Source organism: Mucilaginibacter sp. BGA-UO-ETr-C110 (assembly GCF_059567985.1).
In genome coordinates this window covers 3,371,334-3,392,223 of the sequence record NZ_JCAQPB010000002.1, presented here as the reverse complement: position 1 = coordinate 3,392,223, position 20,890 = coordinate 3,371,334, and the positions used below count along the sequence as shown (strand labels likewise).

16 protein-coding genes are annotated in these 20,890 nt (G+C 41.7%); 11 read left to right on the top strand and 5 right to left on the bottom strand.

Going from position 1 to position 20,890, the window contains the following annotated elements:
- Positions 1–228: 228 nt before the first annotated feature.
- From AC57BQ_RS14785 to AC57BQ_RS14760, 6 genes are all read left to right on the top strand, one after another.
- Positions 229–1,425 carry an acetate/propionate family kinase gene (locus AC57BQ_RS14785; RefSeq protein WP_496407019.1) on the top strand — a complete coding sequence of 399 codons (1,197 nt, stop codon included), beginning with the start codon at positions 229–231 and terminating at the stop codon, positions 1,423–1,425.
- On the top strand, positions 1,415–3,799 hold the full coding sequence (locus AC57BQ_RS14780; protein WP_496407018.1) for a phosphoketolase family protein: 2,385 nt from the start codon (positions 1,415–1,417) through the stop codon (positions 3,797–3,799). The genes AC57BQ_RS14785 and AC57BQ_RS14780 overlap by 11 nt, the downstream gene beginning before the upstream one ends.
- On the top strand, positions 3,787–4,197 hold the full coding sequence (locus AC57BQ_RS14775; protein WP_496407017.1) for a hypothetical protein: 411 nt from the start codon (positions 3,787–3,789) through the stop codon (positions 4,195–4,197). Before AC57BQ_RS14780 ends, AC57BQ_RS14775 begins: the two co-directional genes overlap by 13 nt.
- A 117-nt stretch (positions 4,198–4,314) precedes the next feature.
- The gene (locus tag AC57BQ_RS14770; RefSeq protein ID WP_496407016.1) at positions 4,315–5,496 is read left to right on the top strand and encodes a L,D-transpeptidase scaffold domain-containing protein; all 1,182 of its coding nucleotides are present in this window, start codon (positions 4,315–4,317) and stop codon (positions 5,494–5,496) included.
- A 16-nt stretch (positions 5,497–5,512) separates the two neighbouring features.
- Positions 5,513–5,770: a hypothetical protein gene (locus AC57BQ_RS14765; protein WP_496407015.1), complete on the top strand. Its 258-nt coding sequence runs from the start codon at positions 5,513–5,515 to the stop codon at positions 5,768–5,770.
- A gap of 307 nt (positions 5,771–6,077) precedes the next feature.
- A complete protein-coding gene (locus AC57BQ_RS14760) occupies positions 6,078–7,160 on the top strand; it encodes a hypothetical protein (protein ID WP_496407014.1) in 1,083 nt (360 codons plus the stop codon).
- A 360-nt stretch (positions 7,161–7,520) separates the two neighbouring features.
- Here the strand turns inward: AC57BQ_RS14760 and AC57BQ_RS14755 are convergent, their stop codons facing one another.
- Positions 7,521–8,603 carry a papain-like cysteine protease family protein gene (locus AC57BQ_RS14755; protein WP_496407013.1) on the bottom strand — a complete coding sequence of 361 codons (1,083 nt, stop codon included), beginning with the start codon at positions 8,601–8,603 and terminating at the stop codon, positions 7,521–7,523.
- Positions 8,604–8,629: 26 nt separating this feature from the next.
- Positions 8,630–9,214, bottom strand: coding sequence for a hypothetical protein (locus tag AC57BQ_RS14750; protein ID WP_496407012.1), 585 nt, complete (start codon positions 9,212–9,214; stop codon positions 8,630–8,632).
- 299 nt (positions 9,215–9,513) lie between these two features.
- Here AC57BQ_RS14750 and AC57BQ_RS14745 point away from each other — a divergent pair, with 299 nt between their 5' ends.
- From AC57BQ_RS14745 to AC57BQ_RS14725, 5 genes are all read left to right on the top strand, one after another.
- Positions 9,514–10,329 (top strand): DUF6597 domain-containing transcriptional factor, encoded by an 816-nt coding sequence (locus AC57BQ_RS14745; RefSeq protein ID WP_496407011.1) that lies wholly within the window; start codon positions 9,514–9,516, stop codon positions 10,327–10,329.
- Between the two features lie 79 nt (positions 10,330–10,408).
- Complete coding sequence (locus AC57BQ_RS14740) at positions 10,409–10,885, top strand: YybH family protein (RefSeq protein WP_496407010.1); 477 nt, start codon at positions 10,409–10,411, stop codon at positions 10,883–10,885.
- A 334-nt stretch (positions 10,886–11,219) separates the two neighbouring features.
- On the top strand, positions 11,220–11,597 hold the full coding sequence (locus tag AC57BQ_RS14735) for a hypothetical protein (protein ID WP_496407009.1): 378 nt from the start codon (positions 11,220–11,222) through the stop codon (positions 11,595–11,597).
- Between the two features lie 317 nt (positions 11,598–11,914).
- On the top strand, positions 11,915–12,817 hold the full coding sequence (locus AC57BQ_RS14730; protein WP_496407008.1) for a sensor histidine kinase: 903 nt from the start codon (positions 11,915–11,917) through the stop codon (positions 12,815–12,817).
- Positions 12,814–13,569 (top strand): LytR/AlgR family response regulator transcription factor, encoded by a 756-nt coding sequence (locus AC57BQ_RS14725; RefSeq protein ID WP_496407007.1) that lies wholly within the window; start codon positions 12,814–12,816, stop codon positions 13,567–13,569. The genes AC57BQ_RS14730 and AC57BQ_RS14725 overlap by 4 nt, the downstream gene beginning before the upstream one ends.
- Before the next feature lie 211 nt (positions 13,570–13,780).
- Here the strand turns inward: AC57BQ_RS14725 and AC57BQ_RS14720 are convergent, their stop codons facing one another.
- The 3 genes from AC57BQ_RS14720 to AC57BQ_RS14710 form a co-directional block, all read right to left on the bottom strand.
- Entirely contained in the window at positions 13,781–14,212 is a 432-nt protein-coding gene (locus tag AC57BQ_RS14720; RefSeq protein WP_496407006.1) for a MarR family winged helix-turn-helix transcriptional regulator, read from the bottom strand.
- Positions 14,213–14,314: 102 nt separating this feature from the next.
- Positions 14,315–17,599 (bottom strand): efflux RND transporter permease subunit, encoded by a 3,285-nt coding sequence (locus AC57BQ_RS14715; RefSeq protein WP_496407005.1) that lies wholly within the window; start codon positions 17,597–17,599, stop codon positions 14,315–14,317.
- 5 nt (positions 17,600–17,604) lie between these two features.
- A complete protein-coding gene (locus tag AC57BQ_RS14710; protein ID WP_496407004.1) occupies positions 17,605–20,856 on the bottom strand; it encodes an efflux RND transporter permease subunit in 3,252 nt (1,083 codons plus the stop codon).
- Between the last annotated feature and the right edge of the window lie 34 nt (positions 20,857–20,890).

The following is a 20,890-nucleotide window of genomic DNA, read 5'->3' as shown; positions in this document are numbered from 1 at the left end:
ATCTTTATTAGTTAATAGCTGAAACAAAAGTCATTCCGGTTCCTTGAACTTATGATACTCCTTAAGCTTTTCCTTCCGCTGTTGCTTCTGTTAAAATACCCTGTCTGGTTAGCTGCGCCTAATTAATGATATGTATCATTTGTTGTAGCATCTGCAGTCATTTTTAACAAGGGACGTGGCCGGTAGCTTTGTTGCTGATCCTGATACCCTCTATTATGTTCAATTTATATGACAAATAAACAACCGTCCTATATTCTAAGCGTCAACTGTGGCTCATCCAGCCTAAAGTTCAGTTTACACAGTTCCGGCTCATTAATGCCGGAATGCACAGGTACTGTAAATGCTATTGGCGGCGCGGAAGGTAATTTTGACATCAGGAAGGGCGAACAATCCATTGAACATAAGACCACCGGTTTTAAAGATCTGGACGCGGCTGTAAAGGCAGTTATTCACTGGTTGAAAAATAGTGAATATAAAAACAGTTTGTTAGCCATTGGGCATCGCCTGGTACAGGGCGGCCCGAATCATCGGGAACCAGAACTAATCACAGAAGCTTTGCTGCAAAACTTGCATCAGTTTGTTTATCTGGCACCCAATCATTTGCCAGATGAGCTTAAAACGATTAAAATATTTCAACTCGCTTTCCCAGGATTACCACAGGTAGCCTGTTTTGATACCGCTTTTCATCGCAATATGCCCGATGAAGCTAAATATTATCCGCTTCCTGCCAAATATCGGGAGCAAGGGTTATTGCATTACGGTTTTCACGGGCTTTCTTATGAATACATCATGCAGAAGCTGAAAGCCGATATGGTAAAGATAAAAGCACAGAAAATCATTATTGCTCATTTGGGCAACGGGGCCAGCATGGCCGCAGTAAAATACGGAACCTGTATAGAAACAACTATGGGTTTAAGTCCAATAGGTGGATTGGTGATGGGCACCCGTTCCGGAGATCTCGACCCGGGTGTCATATTATTTCTGTTAAAACAAGGAGGACTTACCGTTACGCAATTGGATGAATTACTGAGTAAAGATTCCGGACTAAAGGCTATTGCGGGTAAAAGTGATATTCAGGAGTTATTAGAAATGGAAGTCAAGGATCCCAAAGCCTTGGCTGCCATCACCATATTCTGTTACCAGGCCCGTAAGTTTATTGGTTCACTTGCAGCGGCCATGGGAGGATTGGATCTGCTGGTTTTTACCGGGGGCATCGGCGAAAATTCTGCTGTTATCCGGGAACGTATCTGCCTGGACCTGGGATTCATAGGAATCAATCTCGATAAAAAATCAAATTACGATAACAAGAAAAATATTTCATTGGCAAAAAGCCAGGTAAACGTACTGGTGATGAAAACTAATGAAGAAGCGATGATCGCACAACGTACACAAACCGTTCTTAAACATCAATCAAATGAAAACTGAATTATCGATTATAGAAGACGAGGAATTATCTGCGGAATTACTGCAAAAAATGCACGCCTACTGGCGCGCGGCAAATTACCTCTCGGTGGGGCAATTGTATTTGCGGCACAACCCATTACTAAAAGAACCCTTGAAGTTGGAACATGTGAAAAACATGCTACTTGGGCACTGGGGTACCACGCCGGGACAGAATTTTATTTACACGCATCTTAACCGGATCATCAATAAATACGATTTGAACATGATCTATGTTTCAGGTCCTGGTCATGGCGGGCCGGCTGTTGTAGCAGGTACTTATTTGGAGGGTACATACACTGAGGTTTATCCTAATATTACCCAGGATGAGGACGGACTTAAAAAGCTGTTTACTCAGTTTTCTTATCCCGGAGGTATACCCAGCCATGCATCACCACAAACACCAGGTTCGATACATGAAGGTGGGGAATTGGGGTATTCATTGAGCCATGCCTTTGGTGCTGTATTAGACAATCCTGATTTGGTAGTAGCCTGCGTAGTGGGTGATGGTGAGGCTGAAACCGGTCCGCTGGCAACTGCATGGCATTCTAATAAGTTCCTGAATCCGCTAACCGATGGAACTGTGTTGCCTATTTTGCATCTGAACGGTTATAAGATCTCTAATCCCACTGTTCTGGCCCGCATTACCCATGAAGAGCTGGAGCAATTGTTCCGTGGTTATGGCTGGAACCCCATCTTTGTGGAGGGGGATGAGCCTGAGCAGATGCACCGGGATATGGCAGCAGCCCTGGACTATGCGGTTGATCGGATAAAACAGGTAAAATATGATGCCGAACACCCGAACGGAATACGCCCGCGCTGGCCGATGATCATCTTGCGGTCGCCCAAAGGCTGGACAGGCCCGAAAGAGGTAGACGGTTATAAAATTGAAGGCAACTTCAGGGCGCATCAGATCCCACTGGCAGTTTCGGCATCAGCACCGCCAGAGCATTTACAAATGTTGGAAGATTGGATGAAGAGCTATCACCCCGAAGAATTATTTGACGAACAAGGAAAATTGTTCTCTGAACTGGCTGAACTGGCACCAAAGGGCGATCGCCGGATGGGGGCCAATCCGTATACCAATGGCGGTAATTTGTTGCGTGACCTGCGCTTGCCCGATTTTCGGGATTATGCCACAATAGTGGAAAGTCCTGGCGCGGACGGCGAAGGCGACACTTTTGTAAGTGGTCGTTTCCTGCGGGATGTGATCAAAGAGAACCAGGAGGAACGTAATTTCCGGATCTTCGGTCCGGATGAAACGGTATCCAATAGGCTGGATGCTATATTTGAAGCAACCAACCGCCAGTGGGATGCACCTGTAGAACTTCATGATGAATTCCTGGCGGCAGACGGCAGTGTGATGGAGATGCTGAGCGAACACCAGTGCGAAGGCTGGCTGGAAGGTTACCTGCTCACAGGCAGGCATGGGCTGTTTAATTGTTATGAAGCCTTTATTCATATCGTCGACTCGATGTTTAACCAGCATGCCAAATGGCTGAAAACAAGTTTGGAGCTTCCCTGGCGCAAAAGGATCGCTTCCCTGAATATTTTACTAACCTCTACTGTATGGCGTCAGGATCATAACGGCTTTACCCATCAAGACCCGGGCTTCCTGGATCATGTGGTAAACAAAAAAGCTACCATCGTTCGCGTTTATCTACCACCAGATGCCAATTGTCTTTTATCAGTAATGGATCATTGCCTGCGCAGCTATCATTATGTAAATGTGATTGTGGCGGGTAAACACCCAGCACCGCAATGGCTTAATATGGAGCAGGCGGTTGAACATTGTACCCGTGGCATAGGCATCTGGGATTTTGCAAGTAACGACCAGGAGGCAGAGCCGGATGTGGTGATGGCTTGTAGTGGTGATGTGCCAACTTTAGAAACGCTTGCAGCAGTTTCCATTTTACGTGAACATTTACCAGAATTGAAGATCCGGGTAGTTAACGTGGTCGACCTGTTTAAACTGCAAAAAAGTACCGAACATACTCATGGATTAACCGATACCGATTACAATGCGCTATTTACTACCAATAAGCCGGTTGTATTCGCTTTTCACGGTTACCCTTGGCTGGTGCATCGCCTTACCTATAACCGGGCAAACAATGTGAACATGCATGTGCGCGGCTATAAAGAGGAGGGAACCATTACCACTTCATTTGATATGACGGTACTGAACGAGATGGATAGGTTTCACCTGGTGATTGATGTGATAGACCGTCTTCCACAAACCGGCAGCAAAGGTGTTTACCTCAAACAGCTATTGCTTGATAAACTGATAGAACACAAACACTACATCAATGCTCACGGCAAGGATATGCCCGAAATACTTAACTGGAAATGGAAAGCATAATCAACGATAATTACCCACAGCTAAAACAGCATCATTATTACCGGTATTACAGGGTAAATAAAAATGATACCGCTTTACAGGCTTTTTCCGTCAATGACTTACAACCCCGGCCTGGAGTTCTGACGGGCAATAGCGATTATTCGCTGTTGCCCGGATGGGAAGGCTACGATCAATATGCAGATATAGGCCAGGCGATGGAAAGGGCGAAAGCGGGTGCGCTGGGGTATATTGAACAGTTGATCACAGAAGGAGAGGCAAGCTTGCCAAAACTGCTGCAATACCGGATGGATCATTATGAAGACCTCCATATAAACCTGGTTTATAGTAATATTCAATTGGTAGAAGAAGCTGCTATAAGCAATACACAATTTGCCTGGCACCCTTACCGGATACATTAAATATGAAAACTATAGATCAGGATACAGATCCCTTTTTCTGCTGATCGTCAATGTTTTAAATGACGGATATCATTTATTAAAACACCTGTTAGCCGGATCTTTACAACAAATCCAGTTATGATGAAAAGTTTTTTAAGATCAACCCGTTATCTACTTGCCCTGTTAAACCTTTTAGCACTTTCGGTGGCGGCCGCACCTGTCATATTGGTTGATACAGGCATGGCAGCTTCTATTCAGATGCAGATCAAAATGCATCAAAAAGAGTTGTATTACCCACTATCTGTGCTGCGTTTTTATAAAAGCAACGGTCATAAATTAGTTTGGGTTGCACCCGACACAGTTAAAACGCATGCAACCGATGCGATGTTATTATTGGATTGTGTTGTTCAATATGGCTTAAACCATGCAGACTATCATCCTAACAAGCTCTTATATGATGAATTGAATTTACTTACCTTGAGTACTGCCAAGGTGAGCAATGAACGAAAAGCAATGTTCGATATCTGGCTAACAGATGCCATACTTACGTTTGAAAATAACCTGCATTACGGAAGGTTTAATCCTGATTATACCGCAAGAAAAATTGATGCAAATGAGCGTGAAGTTTTCAATTCCCTGGTTGTTCTGAATGATGCACTTAAAAGTAAAGAATTTAAAAAGACCATCACACTGGTGCAGCCCAAATCCAAAATCTATCATGATCTAAAGTATCAGATGTACCTGGAAACAGGACTATACACGGGTGATTGCTATGAATTTCCGGAGGGAGCGATTCAAAGAATGGCTATCAATATGGAGCGTTTACGCTGGTATAGCTCCCGTAGAAAAGAAGTAATGGAAATCAATATTCCATCCCGGGTCTTAACCATCCATTTGCGGCACAACGACTATCATTTTAAATTGAAGATGAGCAAATCAGTACTACAGGCTTTGGCAAAACAGTCAATCTATCCGGCTATAATGACAATGTCAGTTGTACATAGGCAACCGATACTTCATATTACACCCGCTATCCGAAAAAATCTACAGGAAGTAAACAATATTCCGCAGATCAAAACAGCGACGGAAGAACCGTTCAATATTCTAGTGTTAAAGAGCAAAGAATTGTCCGCTTTATTATCGTCTTTGGATGTTGAAAAAATAAAAGTGAATTATAGTCCCGTAAATTTCACATATATAACCTGCGAGATAAAGGAGGGAGAACTTGTTAACTACAAGGATATATATGGTTTAGACAATGGCTTGAAGCTGGCCTTGTATCATGCAGAAAAAAAACAGATTGAAAAAGCTAATTTATAGTTAATCATAAAATGTTATGAGCGAGTTAAATTTAATTATGGTCGAGGTTAGGTTAGCCCTTGCTGCCAAAGAAAATGAGATCAATAAAGTCGGAGATTGTGCAATTGGATTTGTAAAAGATGCATTTAAAAAACGGCGAATGGAAGTAAGCAGTTTTGAGCGGAGTATGCTGGATTTACGCAAAAAGAAAGAATCTGAAAAACAAAGCATCATTGAGAAATTTAAAAATGATGCCCATGAACTCATACATGAGATAGCCATAATATTAGTATAGAGTAGTGTACATTCGTTATGGGTGACCAGGAGGGGATCTAACTCAAAAAGTACCACTATTGCATGGAAACGCAATAGTGAACCGCGTTTAATGTATTTAAACGCGGTTCGTGAGATTTGAAGAAATGGGTTTTCTTTATCCTAAGGTTAATATCATTGAGTATTTTTGAAAAACTGCCTATTTCAATCAATTCGCCCACAAAACGGCGCGGTGATAACACCGACCATAAACTGAATGAAAAGGCGGGCCTTTTTGATCATAAGTAATTGCTTAAAAAGCCTATATTTAAGCCTACTAAACACTTATCATGTTAAATAATAAAATTGTCGCGTGCCTGGCACTTACCTTAACGTTGCTATTTGCTGCATGTAAGAAAAATGACTTCAAAGATCTGTTAGCTAAGATCACTCCAAAAGATACTACAAAAACAGTTCCCAGGGATACAATTCCTAAAGACACAATCCCTAAGGATACAATCCCCAAATATACCGCGAATGTTTATGTAGGTGGTACTGTTTTCGATTCATTGGCTAACGCATACCAGGCCGTATACTGGAAAAATCAGGTTCCGGTAGTTCTTACACACATAAAAAAAACAGCCTCAGTAAACGCCATTACTGTTCAAGGGAATGATGTTTATGCTGCAGGCTACGTACAGGACGAAAATGGTAACTATATTGCAGCCTACTGGAAAAATGGGGTACAGGTAAATTTAACGGACAATACTACAAGTGCTTCAACATCAGGTATTGCTGTACAGGGAAACGATGTTTATGTAACCGGATTTTTTGAGTTTAGCGCTGTTTACTGGAAAAATGGGCAAATGTTCGTCCTACAGGGTGTTAATGGGGGAGGCGGCTCGACAGAAGGCATGGTGATACAGGGATCCGATATTTATATTTCAGGAAATACCGGGGGGCGACCAACTTTTTGGAAAAATTTTGTACCTGCAACACTCCCTAACAGCCAACCTGGCTATGCGGGCAATATTGCGGTGCAAAACGGTGATGTATACGTAGCGGCCTCCTACCCAAAGTTGAACAAAGCTTATGTTACTTATTGGAAAAACAGCATACCTGTTACATTAGGTGACGGGACGATAGCCATATTAGCCACCAAACTGGCAGTAAGCGGGCCGGATGTATACGTAGCCTGCTTCACAGAAAAAGGAGGAGGCTATTTTAAAAATGATAAATTAAACTTCCTTTCCGGATCTGCTGCAGATGTGTACGGGATTGCTGTAATTAATAATGATGTATATATCGCCGGGCAATCTACTTATCAAAAGAAGTCGGTGCCAACGGTGTGGAAAAACAGCATACCGGTATATCTTTCAGCCCCAGTTGGAAAAAGTGGCTATTTATCATGCATTGCGGTTACGCCGTTATAGTCAACCCCAGCTTGTTGTATGCGGTGCAGCGTCTGATAAACTAGGTGCTTATTAAAGCTTAAAATTGGGTTTACATGGTTTACACTTTTTATGGTTTGCATTTATATATTTAATTGATAATCAATTTGTTAATAATTATTGTGCCATTTTTGGGGTTTACACTGTAAACCATCTTTGGGGCACCTGAGCTTGCTTCTTGCCCCAACTTTATAAATGTCCGATAGAATATCGTAATAGTCATAGTGCTGATGAGCGTGGGTTCGAGCCCCATCATTTACGCAAAAGCCTCGCATGGAAATGAGAGGCTTTCGGGTTATATGGTGCAGTGATAACACCAACTAAGGGCTGAAACGGGTTCTATCAGCCGCCCAGTAGATCATCAGTGTATATACTTCTATTTTTAGCCGCATTTTCTAATATTTTAAAAAAATCAGATTCACCGTAAGTTTCATTTGCTTTAAGTATTGATGATGTAATAATAGGAATAAATGTATCTCTTTCAGGATGTGTCTCGCTGTGCACCCAAAACGCTTCTATCTTAAGTTCCGGTTGACGAATAGTTCGTAAGGAAAATACATCCCGGTTGTTGCTTTGCGAGCTAAATACCCTCTCAATAACGCTTTCATATTTTTGTTCGAAAGTGTGTTCTTCAATAATTTGTTGAATTTTTGCATTGGGCCCATTATCACTGTAGTCGTACATTTTCTGTTTTCCTTTTTTTCCTGATTCCACAACGCGAAAGCCATCTTTATGAATTTCCCGATTACCTTCTTTTAAGGAATTTAAACTTACGGTAAATACATCATGCGGAATGGTAAAATCCTTGGGTTCTAATGTAGAAGGTTTTGCTTTTCCATCATTTGTAAGCAGAATACTTTCTTTTAACAGATTAGCCTGTCTAACGAGATTTTCATTAATTGTTGTAAATTGAAGCATTCCTCCTACAATTGATTTTGTTAGAAAGCTATGGGTCCAGCTTCCCGAACCTTGATAGTTATTAGTAAAGTTATTAAGATTTACGATTGAATTGCCATAAATAGGATCACCTACATAAACAAAAAAATCAGTACCTGTTGAGTTATAGCCATAGATTGACACAAAATGCCCACCCCCGCCCGACCAACCTATACGAACACCGATTATGCACCCACTATCGATTTGTCCCATCATATCATTTTCAGACAAAGGATTATTAATTGTCGGAGCATGAAAATTACCTGTTGTGCCAAGCGCCCGGTCTAAATACCAGGGTTGGTCACAAGGGTTTGGACTTCCCCCAAGACAGCAATCGGCCCGCATCAACGTATTACATGCAATCCCACATTGGCTCCATGTTGAAGCTGTATCATAAAAATGGGAAATACTAGCGGCATTTGCCGCCCAGCACCAATTACCCTGCAATTGAGCCTGCATGTTGAAAATCAATTCTTTATTAATTGGCATAATTTTATTCTTTTAGATTGTCTGACTTATTTCGTTGGAACAAACTTTAATATTAATTCATGTTCTACACTGTTATCAATTTCATATCCTGCATCAGCACCGACACCAAGGATTGTAAAAGTAAAACCAACAGCGCTATCATTTTCTATTGCGAATACAATATCAAGTGAAAAGCTATCTTTTGTTAAAGTTCCTATCGTGTTGTCCAGTTTTGAAAATTTAGTGGCTGCGTCAACGATCAGGTTGCATAATTTATCGTCAACCGCGAGGCTTTTTGCGGTACCACCTAATTGAGATTTGTCTTTTGATAAGGTGTAAGTAACCGATGTGGTTTTAGTTTGAATGAATTTAGTTGACGGCTTCATAATCCAAATAGCCACATCAGCATTTTCAGTTGATACTGATGACAATTTAACAGTTAGATCAGCTTCGCTTATATCAATCTTTATATTTTTGCTATTTAATATACCCTGTGCCTTTGCATATTGATCCTGCACAGCTTGTACAAGGTCACCTAATGTTCTTTCTTTAAGTGGTTTAACAGGGATTTTACTGGCACAGCAGGAGGTCAATAGACAAGCTAATGCCAAAAATTGGAGTATATTTTTCATGATTTATTGATAAGGTTAATAAGTCCCCACAATATAAGATAATTTATTGTGAAAAAATAAACAAATAGGCTGGTTATAAATAAGTTATAAAATTTATATTAATGAATTTGATTTCCCCGCTACCGCAAGCGTCCTCCGCTACCGCAAGTGTCCCGCTTGTGGTAAATGTGCAAGGTCTTCAGTTACTTGGTATGATGCCCACAAGCGGGACGCTTGCGGTAGCGACGCGCTTCAAAATATCTACCTTTATTTAAAATGCGTTTGCTTTATATTAACTTAGATATAGCTATTAGTTATATATGCACTACAGAGAATTCAGTCCGAGTAACTTTTTAAAAAATTACGTACAATGTTACTTTGTATGTGAAACGGATACTGCTGTATTTACCCAGGATAAAGTTTTTGCGACGGGTTTTATCGAGATCATGTTTAATTTGGGGGATGACGGTCCACAACAACTCATCAATGGTGATCTGATAACCCAGCCCGATGTACAGTTATGGGGCCAAACCATCCAGCCCTTCACTTTTACTTCTTTCGGAAAACATGCCATGTTGGGCATCCGGTTCTTTACACATACAGCGGCTTGTTTTTTCAATGAACGGATAGAAGAATTTAATGACCAGGTAATTGATTTTAAAGATATAGGCGGTAAAGAGATCGCTTTGTTGCATTCGAAATTGTGGGAAGCCAAATCTATCGATCGAAGAATTGAACTAATAGAAGAATTTTTACTGCGAAGGCTTTCCCTTTTCCTGAATAAATTTACCCGCTTAGCACTGGTAAACAGTATTATGCATGATTTAAGCAAAGATGACTTTTTTGAAAATATTAACTCAGTCGCGTCCCGATACGGTGTTTCATCCCGCTACCTGCAGAAAATATTTTTAAATTATTCGGGTCTTAGCCCCAATTTGTTTACTAAGATAGCCCGGTTTCAAAAAAGTATTCACCTTGTTGTGGGTAAAAATTCATCACTTACTACAATCGCACATCAATGCGGCTATTTCGATCAGTCGCATTTTATAAAAGACTTTAAGTTTTTCACCGGCTCAACGCCCTCGCAGTTTTCTCCGGAAAGCTCAACCGATCTTTTTGTAACCCTCCATAATTGATTGTTCCGTTTTTTACAATTTATACTCTTTTTCAAGGGGTAATTTTGCTTTCATTATTTATTCAATTAATTAAAGGATCATGAAACAAAACAACCTAATAACGGCAATCGTATGTATAACCCTCTTTTTCGTTTATGATAATTGCCAGGCTCAAAGTACTACTACCCGGGGTTTAGCCGCAGTTAAAAAGGCGATTGAAAATATCAATACGCTTTATTTTAACCTGTTCGAAAAAAATGACGAGTCTATTGTCAACCTTTACACCGAAGACGCATCCTTGTTAGCCCCAAACACGCCTCCTATATCTGGCAGAAAAGCGCTTAAAAAAGATTTTGAAGATACGTTTGCAGCGGGAAAAGTTAAGGGGGTGAAGTTCCAAACCAGTAATGTTTACGGCGACAGTAAGGAATATGTAACTGAAGAAGGTACCTGGCAGGTTTTTGACCTGAAGGGAAAACTTTTGGACGATGGTAAATACTTGAAATTGTGGAGACGAACAAAGGCCGGCTGGAAAATATTCAGAGATCTGTTTAACAGCAATCATAAGGTGCAGTAACGATGAAATCAAGACCTGAATAATTTCAGATCGGTTAGAGATAAAAAAGGATAGAATCATATGATTTTATCCTTTTTTATTTCATATAAGTAATAACAGAGATCAACTGTGTAAATCCCCCAAATGCCTCTCCTGATCTATCAAATTGGCTATTCTACCGATGGTTTATCCTATAAAGCCATAAACCGGGCTGATTTGGTAACCGAGCGATAGTTTTACCCAGTTTGTCGATATGTTTTTCCATCTGGTCTATCGCGTTTTACAGCTTGCCTTATTGACCGTTACTTTGAGTATCAAATCAATAGATAACAAAAAAAATTAAATATTTAAGATCATGAAAAAGTTAATCCAACTAACAGCATTATTTTTAGTACTAAGCACCGGTTTGTTCGCTGCCACTGCTAAAGAAAAAAACGACGAAAAAACTACAAGCAATACTGTCACCATTCAAGGCAAAACCAACTTCGGTATCGAGGTTAAACTTAACAAGAATGCCGCTGCCAAAACACTGGTTCTTATTAATGACAGTGACGATAATGTGTTATATAAAGGCAAGATTACTTCGGTTGCAGGAAACAGAAAAGTATTTCGGATTGGAGCACTTGAAGATGGAAATTATACCATAACTGCGTTAACCGGTTTAGAAATTGTTAAAAAGCAAATTCATGTTTACGTTGAAGATGGTAAGAAAACATATCTGATGATGCAATAAAGTAGCATCCCGGAAACATCCTTGCTCCGGTATGTGTGAGATCATCCCGGGGCAGATTTTTAGTTGATATCATTATTTGAATAATGATTTGCGTTCCGGGGTGAGAACCGGAGCGCATTTTTTAATTACAGGCTACATATCGTTATATTTAAACCTAAATCAAAAAAATGCCCAAAAGCAGCCTAAGAAAATTTTTACTCTCCATACATTTTTTAACGGTTATAGGACTACTGACAGTGATACTGTTACCATTGTCTTTTCCAGTATCGTTCCCCTTAGTATTTTGGGTAGACCAGGTCAATAAATTTGTATTATGGTTGGGTTTGTTCTATTTAAATCTGAAAATACTTGTTCCCAAAGTTTTGTACAAGGGGCATAATGGTCGCTTTTTCGTCTTTTTATTGGCTGCGATTTCCGTCATTGTGATTATTGATAATCAATACGACAGGGCCGTTGGGCTGCATCAGGCACTTGAAAAGGCTATCAACAAAAACGGCGGCTCAACTGTTTTGACTGCAGTAGATTTTGGCCTGATCATTATTAGCCTGATGGTAGCAGGTGTAAGTACTATAGCGGGTGTAAGCAATAAAATCAGGAATGATCAGTTTCAGGTTCAAAATGCAGAAAAGGAAAAAGTTACTGCTGAATTGTCTTTTCTGCGAACCCAAATTAATCCTCACTTCTTTTTTAATGTGTTGCATACTATTTATGCACTAACGGAGACAGATACTGTAAAGGCCCAGGAATCTATTTATACCCTTTCTCACATGATGCGCTATGTATTATATGATACAAAAAACGGCACCACAACGCTCGATAAAGAGGTCGCCTTTATTGAAGACTACGCCAGGCTGATGCAATTGAGATTAACGGAAAAGACGCAGGTTACCATTAAAAAAACCAGCATTTCTAAAAGTACACAAATAGCTCCCATGCTATTTTTACCATTTGTAGAAAATGCATTTAAGCATGGTATCAGCAGCGTACATCCCAGTAATATTGATATCGATATCTCCGAGGTAGGATCTGTTTTAAATTTAGAGGTTCGGAACTCAATTTTTTTAGAAAAAGCTGATCACATGGAGGAAAGTAATGGTATCGGGCTGACTAATACCCGGCGACGGCTGGATCTGCTTTACCCCGGTAAATATGAATTAAAAGCAGGAAATGACAAAACTCCCAACGAATTTATTGTTCGGTTAAAACTCGATCTCCAATGATAATTAACTGCATAGCTGTAGATGATGAGCCGATAGCTTTAAACCTGATCGCGTCTTACATTGCCCAAACTCCTTTTTTAAAGCTGGCTGCCAAATGTTTGAGTGCGGTAGAGGCCTTAAAGGTAATACATACAGAACCCGATATTCAGTTGATTTTTCTGGATATCAGAATGGCTGATTTAAGCGGCATGGAACTTGCCAAAATACTCGAAGCATCTATGAGAAGAAAAACCCTGAGGGTTATTTTTACCACCGCTTATGACCAGTACGCGCTGGAAAGCTATCAAGTAGAGGCGTTGGATTATCTTTTAAAACCATTTAATTTTGTCGATTTTTCAAGGGCTGCAGCAAAGGCTTTGGACTATTTTGATGGTCTGGAGCATGGAGGCGGTAATGTGGTTGTGCCGGTTAATAAAGTAGATCTGCCTCAAAATGACTATATCTATTTAAAAGTGGAATACCAGGTGGTTAAGATTAACCTGAATGATATTTTATATATTGAAGGGCTGAAGGACTATGTTAAAGTATATCTTGCCGATGAACCAAAGCCCATCCTTTCACTTAGCAGTTTGAAAACATTGGAAGAAAAGCTTCCCGCCGATAGGTTTCTGCGGTTACACCGCTCTTTTATTGTGTCTCTTAATCAAATTAAAGCGGTGACAAAAAACGCTGTACAGATCCGTGATACAACCATTTATGTTTCTGAACAATACAAAGAAATATTTTTAAAATTTCAGCGTAAATGGATTTAAACAAATAGGTACGTATGCTGAAGTGGCTGGCTTCCGGCTGTAGGCACCCTCCATATCATTTAACCACATAGGTATTATCCAAGGTGTTGGCATCCAAAATCTGCTGTTAAATATTTCATGGTAAGTATTTAGCACCATGACACATTTAACAGCAGATCACCCTGACTGTAAACCGGGAAATATTATACTTTTATAAAAGCCATTGCAAAGTTCAATGTTCCTTTTTTGTCAGGTTTTGCATTATCGCTTCAGCCACTTCAAAGAAAGTATCTAATTTTTCTTCGCTGATGCCGGTATTAGCCAATTCATTTACCTGTTTTATTTTTGTTTCGATAAACGGAATGGACACTAAGGCATGTGGAGATAAAGAGATATAGTGCTGACGCCTGTCGGCTGGGTTTGTTTTCACGATCAGCATCTTTCTTTGCTCCAATGAAAAAACAATACTCACCACCCTCGATTTATCAACATGCAATAATTCGGCTAATTTATTCTGTGTGATCGGCCCCTTTTGTTTGGCCAAAATCAGTAATACCTCAAAATGATGATTTATCTTAATAGAAGATAATTCTTTGGCGAGGTTCTTATTATATAAATAATTGATCAGTCTTAAATTTTCTGATATCAGCTGTGTGTGTTTCATCAGAGTAAATTGTTTTTTTTAATGGTGATGAAGCTATCATGAGCCGGTTTACTCATTCCGGTTTGTGAACTTTAGCTCATGATGGTTTCATAGATCGCTACACTATTTGTTATTATCCTTTGCTGTTTGCTTGTCATAGTTGTGTTTTTCATTCGCTTCAGCAATATCATATTCCAGTTCGGGGTCAATATTCTGAGCTTCTACTTTTCGGGCCTTTTCCATTAATTCTTCATGATGCTCCTGCAAATACGCCAGTTGTTTTTTTCCGTAAGAGAAACGGGTAAATAAAACAAAGAGCACCGGTACAATAAATATGGAAATGGTTGACGAGGCGATCATACCACCCAAAACGGTTACCCCTATGGTATTCCTTGATTCGGCGCCGGCGCCTGTTGCCAAAACGAGTGGTAACACCCCTAAAATGAAGGCTAAAGAGGTCATGATGATGGGACGCAAACGCAGGCGTACGGCTTCAAGTGTCGATTTGATCAGTTCCTCTCCGCGGTCGACCCTTATTTTGGCAAATTCAACAATCAGGATCGCGTTTTTTGCCGAAAGCCCAATCAAGGTGATCAATCCAATCTGTGCATATACGTTATTGGTGATCGTAGGCACAGCTGTAAGCGCCAGGATAGCGCCAAAAGCACTGATGGGAACCGCGAGCATGACTGAAAAAGGTACCGACCAGCTTTCGTACAACGCAGCCAGGAACAGGAATACAAAAACGATGGAAAAGAGGAAGATATACACCGTGGTTGAGCCCGCTTTGATCTCCTCATAGCTTAAGCCTGAAAATTCATAAGTATAGCCACGCGGTAATGTTTTTGCAGCCAATTCTTTTAATGCCTCAATAGCCTGCCCACTGCTATAGCCCGTAGGTATAGAACCATCAACTTCAGCCGAACGGAAGATATTAAAGTGCGTTATCAACGGAGCCGCCACTATAGGTTTGTAGCTGATCACCGTACTTAAAGGCAACATTTGTCCGGCAGAATTATGCACATAGTACTTGTTCATATTGGATATAAGCGCCCGGTAAGCGGTATCGGCTTGTACAACCACGTGGTAGGTACGGTTATATAAGGTGAAGTTATTGACAAACAAACTACCCATATAGGCTTGCATGGTTGAAAAAACATCCGAGATATTAATGCCCAACTTTTCACACTTTTCACGATCGACATTAAGCTCGTAGCTGGGCGTATGTGCCGAAAAATAGCTATAGGCGCCTGCAGTAGCGGGATTGGCCTTTGCCGCTGCCACAAACTTTTTAACCACTTTTTCAAAAGCATAAATATCGTCGGTGGTGTTGCCTTGTTCAATCTGCATGCTGAAGCCGGCTGCCTGACCTATACCCCTGATAGGCGGGGGTTGAGCCACAACCACATTGGCGTTCTTGATACCCGCTTTGGCAATTTTTTGTTTGATCACATTCATCAGTCCGGGCACCCTGGTATTCGGGGTGGTACGATCGTCCCAGGGGGTAAGCATACAGAACATGGATCCATTATTGGAGTTGGCACCGCCATTCAATATGTTAAAACCAGATATAGCCGTATAATGCAATATGCCAGGCGTTGAGGCTACTATTTTCATCAGTTTCTCCATCACATTAACTGATTGAATAGTTGATGATGCCTCGGGTAATTGGTAGGTTACATATAAACGTCCGCCATCTTCTGCCGGCACAAACCCGGATGGTTTAAGCCGGAACATGATATAAGTACCCGCGCAAATACACACCAGTATGATCACAATATACCGGGCCCCCTTAATACTGCGGTGAACACCATTGGTATACTTGAGGGTTGCTTTTTCAAACACATGGTTAAAGCGATCAAAAAACTTGGTAAGCCAGTTCGATTTTTCAGTTATCGGAGGAGTTGGTCTTAAAAGCAAGGTACAAAGCGCCGGTGTTAATGATAATGCAACAAAAGCCGAAAGCATAACCGATATAGCGATGGTAATGGCAAATTGCTGATACAAACGACCCACAATACCCGGAATAAAACCTACCGGTACAAACACCGATGCCAGGATCAATGCTATCGCGATCACCGGCGCCGCGATCTCTTTCATGGCCTGATAGGTAGCTTCCTTGGGCGACAAGCCCTTTTCATCTATATAATGCTGTACCGCCTCTACCACAATAATGGCATCATCAACCACAATACCAATGGCCAATACAAAGCCGAACATAGTTAATGTATTGATAGTGAACCCCAGTGGTATAAAAAATATAAAGGTTGCCAGGATGGATACCGGGATAGCCAGTATAGGGATCAGCGTTGAACGCCAGTTTTGAAGGAACAGGAATACCACAATGGCTACTAAAGCCAATGCTTTTACCAAAGTTCCTATCACCTCCTGCATAGATACCTTAATGATAGTTATCGATTCAAAGGGAACCACATAATCCACATCTTTTGGAAAGGATTTTTTTAGCTTAGCAAGCGCCGCGTAAACATTCTCGGCGGTTTGCAAGGCATTACTTCCCGGTGATTGATATACCTGTATGGTTGATGCCCGGTTTCCATCAACAAAGGCATTACTGGAGAAAGTGAACTTGCCCAGTTCAACCCTGGCCACATCTTTCAGGTAAACCAGTTGCCCGGTTCCGGGAATGCTCTTGACCACAATTTTTTCGTAGTCCGAAACTTTGCTGAGCATCCCATTTACCAAAATTCCTGTTTCAAAAGTTTGTGAGGATTGTTGTGGCGGAGCGCCGACTGAACCTGCGGCAACATACACATTCTGGGCATCCAGGGCGGCTGTTACGTCGGCAGGAGTTAAACTGTAGGAGGCCATTTTATCCGGGTTCATCCAGATCCGCATACTGAAATTATCAGTACGTGCACTAACATCGCCCACACCAGGAACACGGAGTATGGCATCCTGAATAAATGTATTGGTATAGTTATCCAGGAAGGTAATGTTGTGAGTTTTTTTAGGCGAGTAAATTGCCACCAACATCAATTGGTCGGGGTTACTGGCACGTACGGTTAGTCCCAGCTTACTTACCACAGAAGGTAATAAAGGTGCGGCAATGCCAACCCTGTTTTGAACGTTAAGCGCCGCGATATGTACGTTGGTGCCTATTTTAAAGGTAACCCGTATACCCATGCTGCCACTGTTGGTATTGGTGCTGGTCATGTATTCCATACCGGGTGTGCCGTTTACCTGCTCTTCGATAGGCGTAGCTAAATTTTGCTCAACTGTTTGAGCATCAGCGCCGGTATACGATCCGTTTACCGATACGCTTGGTGGCGATATATTGGGATATTGATCAACCGCCAGATTGAAAAGGCAGATCAGTCCCGCTATCATTAATACCAATGATATAACAATTGCGGTTACCGGCCTTTTTATAAATGTATTTGAAACCATCCTTATTAGCTTTTATGTAATTCACGGGATTTTTCAATCTCATATTCCAGTTCCGGATCAATATTCTGGGCTTCAACTTTTCTTGCTTTTTCCCGCAGGTTTTCTTTATGGGTTTGGAGGTATTCCAGTTTTTCTTTACCGTAGGAGAAGCGGGTTATCAGCACAAAAAGTACGGGGACAATAAAAATGGCAAGGGTTGAAGCCGCGATCATACCGCCTAAAACGGTAAAACCAATGGTTCTTCGTGCTACCGCGCCTGCACCTGTAGCCAATACCAATGGCAATACGCCCAAAACAAAGGCAAGGGAGGTCATGATGATAGGGCGTAAGCGCAGACTCACAGCTTCCAATGTTGATTTGATCAACTCTTCGCCCATATCCACCCTCACTTTGGCAAACTCCACAATCAGGATCGCGTTTTTAGCCGCGAGACCGATCAATGTAATGAGACCGATTTGAGCATATACGTTATTGGTTAAACTCGGCACGAGGATCAGGGCAAGGATTGCTCCCATAGCGCCTACAGGCACGGCCAGCAACACGGAAAAAGGAACCGACCAGCTTTCATACAATGCTGCCAGGAAAAGGAATACGAAGGTGATAGAAAAGAGGAATATATAAATGGTGGTTGAACCCGCCTTTATCTCCTCATAACTCAAACCCGAAAATTCGTATTCGTAACCCTGTGGTAAGACTCTTTTGGCCAACTCCTGCATGGCAGCAATGGCTTCGCCGCTACTATGCCCGGGAGCCGAAGATCCGTCGACCTCTGCAGTACGGAAGATGTTGAAATGCGATATCAGCGGTGGCGCGTCAACAGGCTTATAGCTGATGAGCGTACCCAGCGGTACCATATCGCCAGCCTGATTACGTACATAGTATTTGTCCATATTGCCTACCACTTTTCTAAAGGCGGTATCAGCCTGTACCACCACGTGAAATGTGCGGTTGTAGGTGGTAAAGTCATTGATATAAAGGCTACCCATATAGGCCTGAATCGTCGTAAACACATCAGCAACATTTACACCCAGCTTTTCACATTTTTCCCGGTCAACGGTTAAACTATAATTAGGGGTATGGGCAGTGTAAAAGCTGAAAGCTTTGCTGATGACCGGGTTTTTATTGGCCTCGGCAACAAAGTTTTTCACTACTTTTTCAAAATCCTGTAAGTTATCCGAAGTGTTACGCTGTTCTATCTGCAAACTAAAGCCTACGGTTGTGCCAATACCCGGAAGCGGAGATGGTTGAATTACTTCAACATTAGCATCTCTTATACCGGCATCAGCAATACGTTTTTGTAACTCGCCGATAATTCCTGGCACCTGTTCGCTGGATTTACTACGCTCGTCCCAGGGGGCAAGCTGGCAATAAATGGTACCGTTGTTGGAGTTACTGGCGTTGGTTACCACGTTGAGGCCTGATAGCGCTGCATAGTGGGCTACACCCGGCGTTGATCCGATAACTTTCATCAACTTCGACATCACATCAACGGACGCTGCGGTCGAAGATGCCGGGGGTAGCTGGAAGGTCACGTACAGGTTTCCATCATCTTCAGACGGAATAAAGCCCGATGGTTTATGCTGAAACATAAAATAAGTCCCAACACAAATACACACCAAAATGATCACCACAAAACGCGAGGCTTTGATACTCTTTCGCACACCTTCGGTATAACTGGCCGTTACCCGGTCAAACCAGCTGTTAAACTTAAAGAACCATTTATTAATGCCTTTTGCTTCTTTATCAATATGCGATGGCTTCAATAACAGGGTACACAGCGCCGGGGTTAAAGAAAGCGCTATAAATGCCGATATGATCACCGATATGGCGATGGTAATAGCGAATTGCTGATATAAACGACCCACAATGCCTGGGATAAAACCTACCGGAACAAACACCGCCGCCAATATCAACGCGATGGCTATTACCGGTGCCGAGATATCCTTCATGGCCTGGTAGGTAGCTTCTTTGGCCGACATACCATCATGATCAATATAATGCTGCACAGCTTCCACCACAATAATGGCATCATCCACCACAATACCAATCGCCAGTACAAACCCAAACATAGTTAAGGTATTGATCGTGAATCCTAAGGGTATAAAAAAGCAGAACGTACCAAAAATAGATACCGGGATAGCCAGTACCGGGATCAGGGTTGATCGCCAGTTTTGCAGGAATAGGAATACCACAACGGCAACCAATGCCAGGGTTTTTAATAACGTACCCACCACATCTTCCATAGAAACCTTAACCACGGTAACCGATTCAAAAGGTACCCTGTATTCCACATCCGATGGGAAGTTGGTTTTTAATTTAGCCAGGGCGGCATATACGCCATTGGCGGTTTCCAAGGCATTGCTACCTGGTGCCTGGTAAATCTGTAGGTAGGATGCTTTATGCCCATCGACAAAGGAGTTACTTGAAAAAGTAAATTTACCTAACTCAACCCGGGCAACATCTTTCAGATATACCAATTGGCCCGTTGCCGGCACTGTTTTTACGATAACTTTTTCAAATTCAGATACTTTACTTAACCGGCCGTTAACCAGGATACCCAACTCATAAGTCTGACTTGATGCCTGCGGTGGCACACCTGCCGTACCCGCTGCTACCTGCACGTTTTGGGCATTAAGGGCGTTGATCACGTCCTGCGGGGTTAAGCTGTAAGCAGCCATCTTATCTGGATTCATCCAGATACGCATACTGAAATCATCGGTAAACCGGTTGATACTGCCTACACCGGGTACGCGCAATAAAGCATCCTGTATAAAAATATTAGTGTAGTTATCCAGAAAGGTGATGTTATGCGTTCCTTTCGGCGCATAAATGGCTACCATCATCAGCATACTGGGGTTAACCGCACGCACGGTAAGGCCAAGACGACTTACAACGGCTGGTAAAAGTGGAGTAGCAATACTTACCCTGTTTTGAACATCAAGCGCGGCAACGTCAATGTCTGTTCCCATTTTAAAGGTGACATTCATGCTCATTTGCCCGTTATTGGTGTTATTACTTTGCATATATTCCATGCCTGGAGTTCCGTTTACCTGTTCTTCAATAGGGGTGGCCACGGTTTGTTCAACGGTTTGCGCATCGGCACCGGTAAACTGACCGTTCACCTGTACAATAGGCGGCGTAATGTCCGGATATTGGTCTATCGGTAAAAGCAGTATACTCACTGTACCGGTAATAATCAGTACAATAGATATAACTATAGCAGTTACAGGTCTTTTAATGAAGGTATTAGCAATCATACAATACTTTGTCTAAAAATTTCAGATTGTGTTT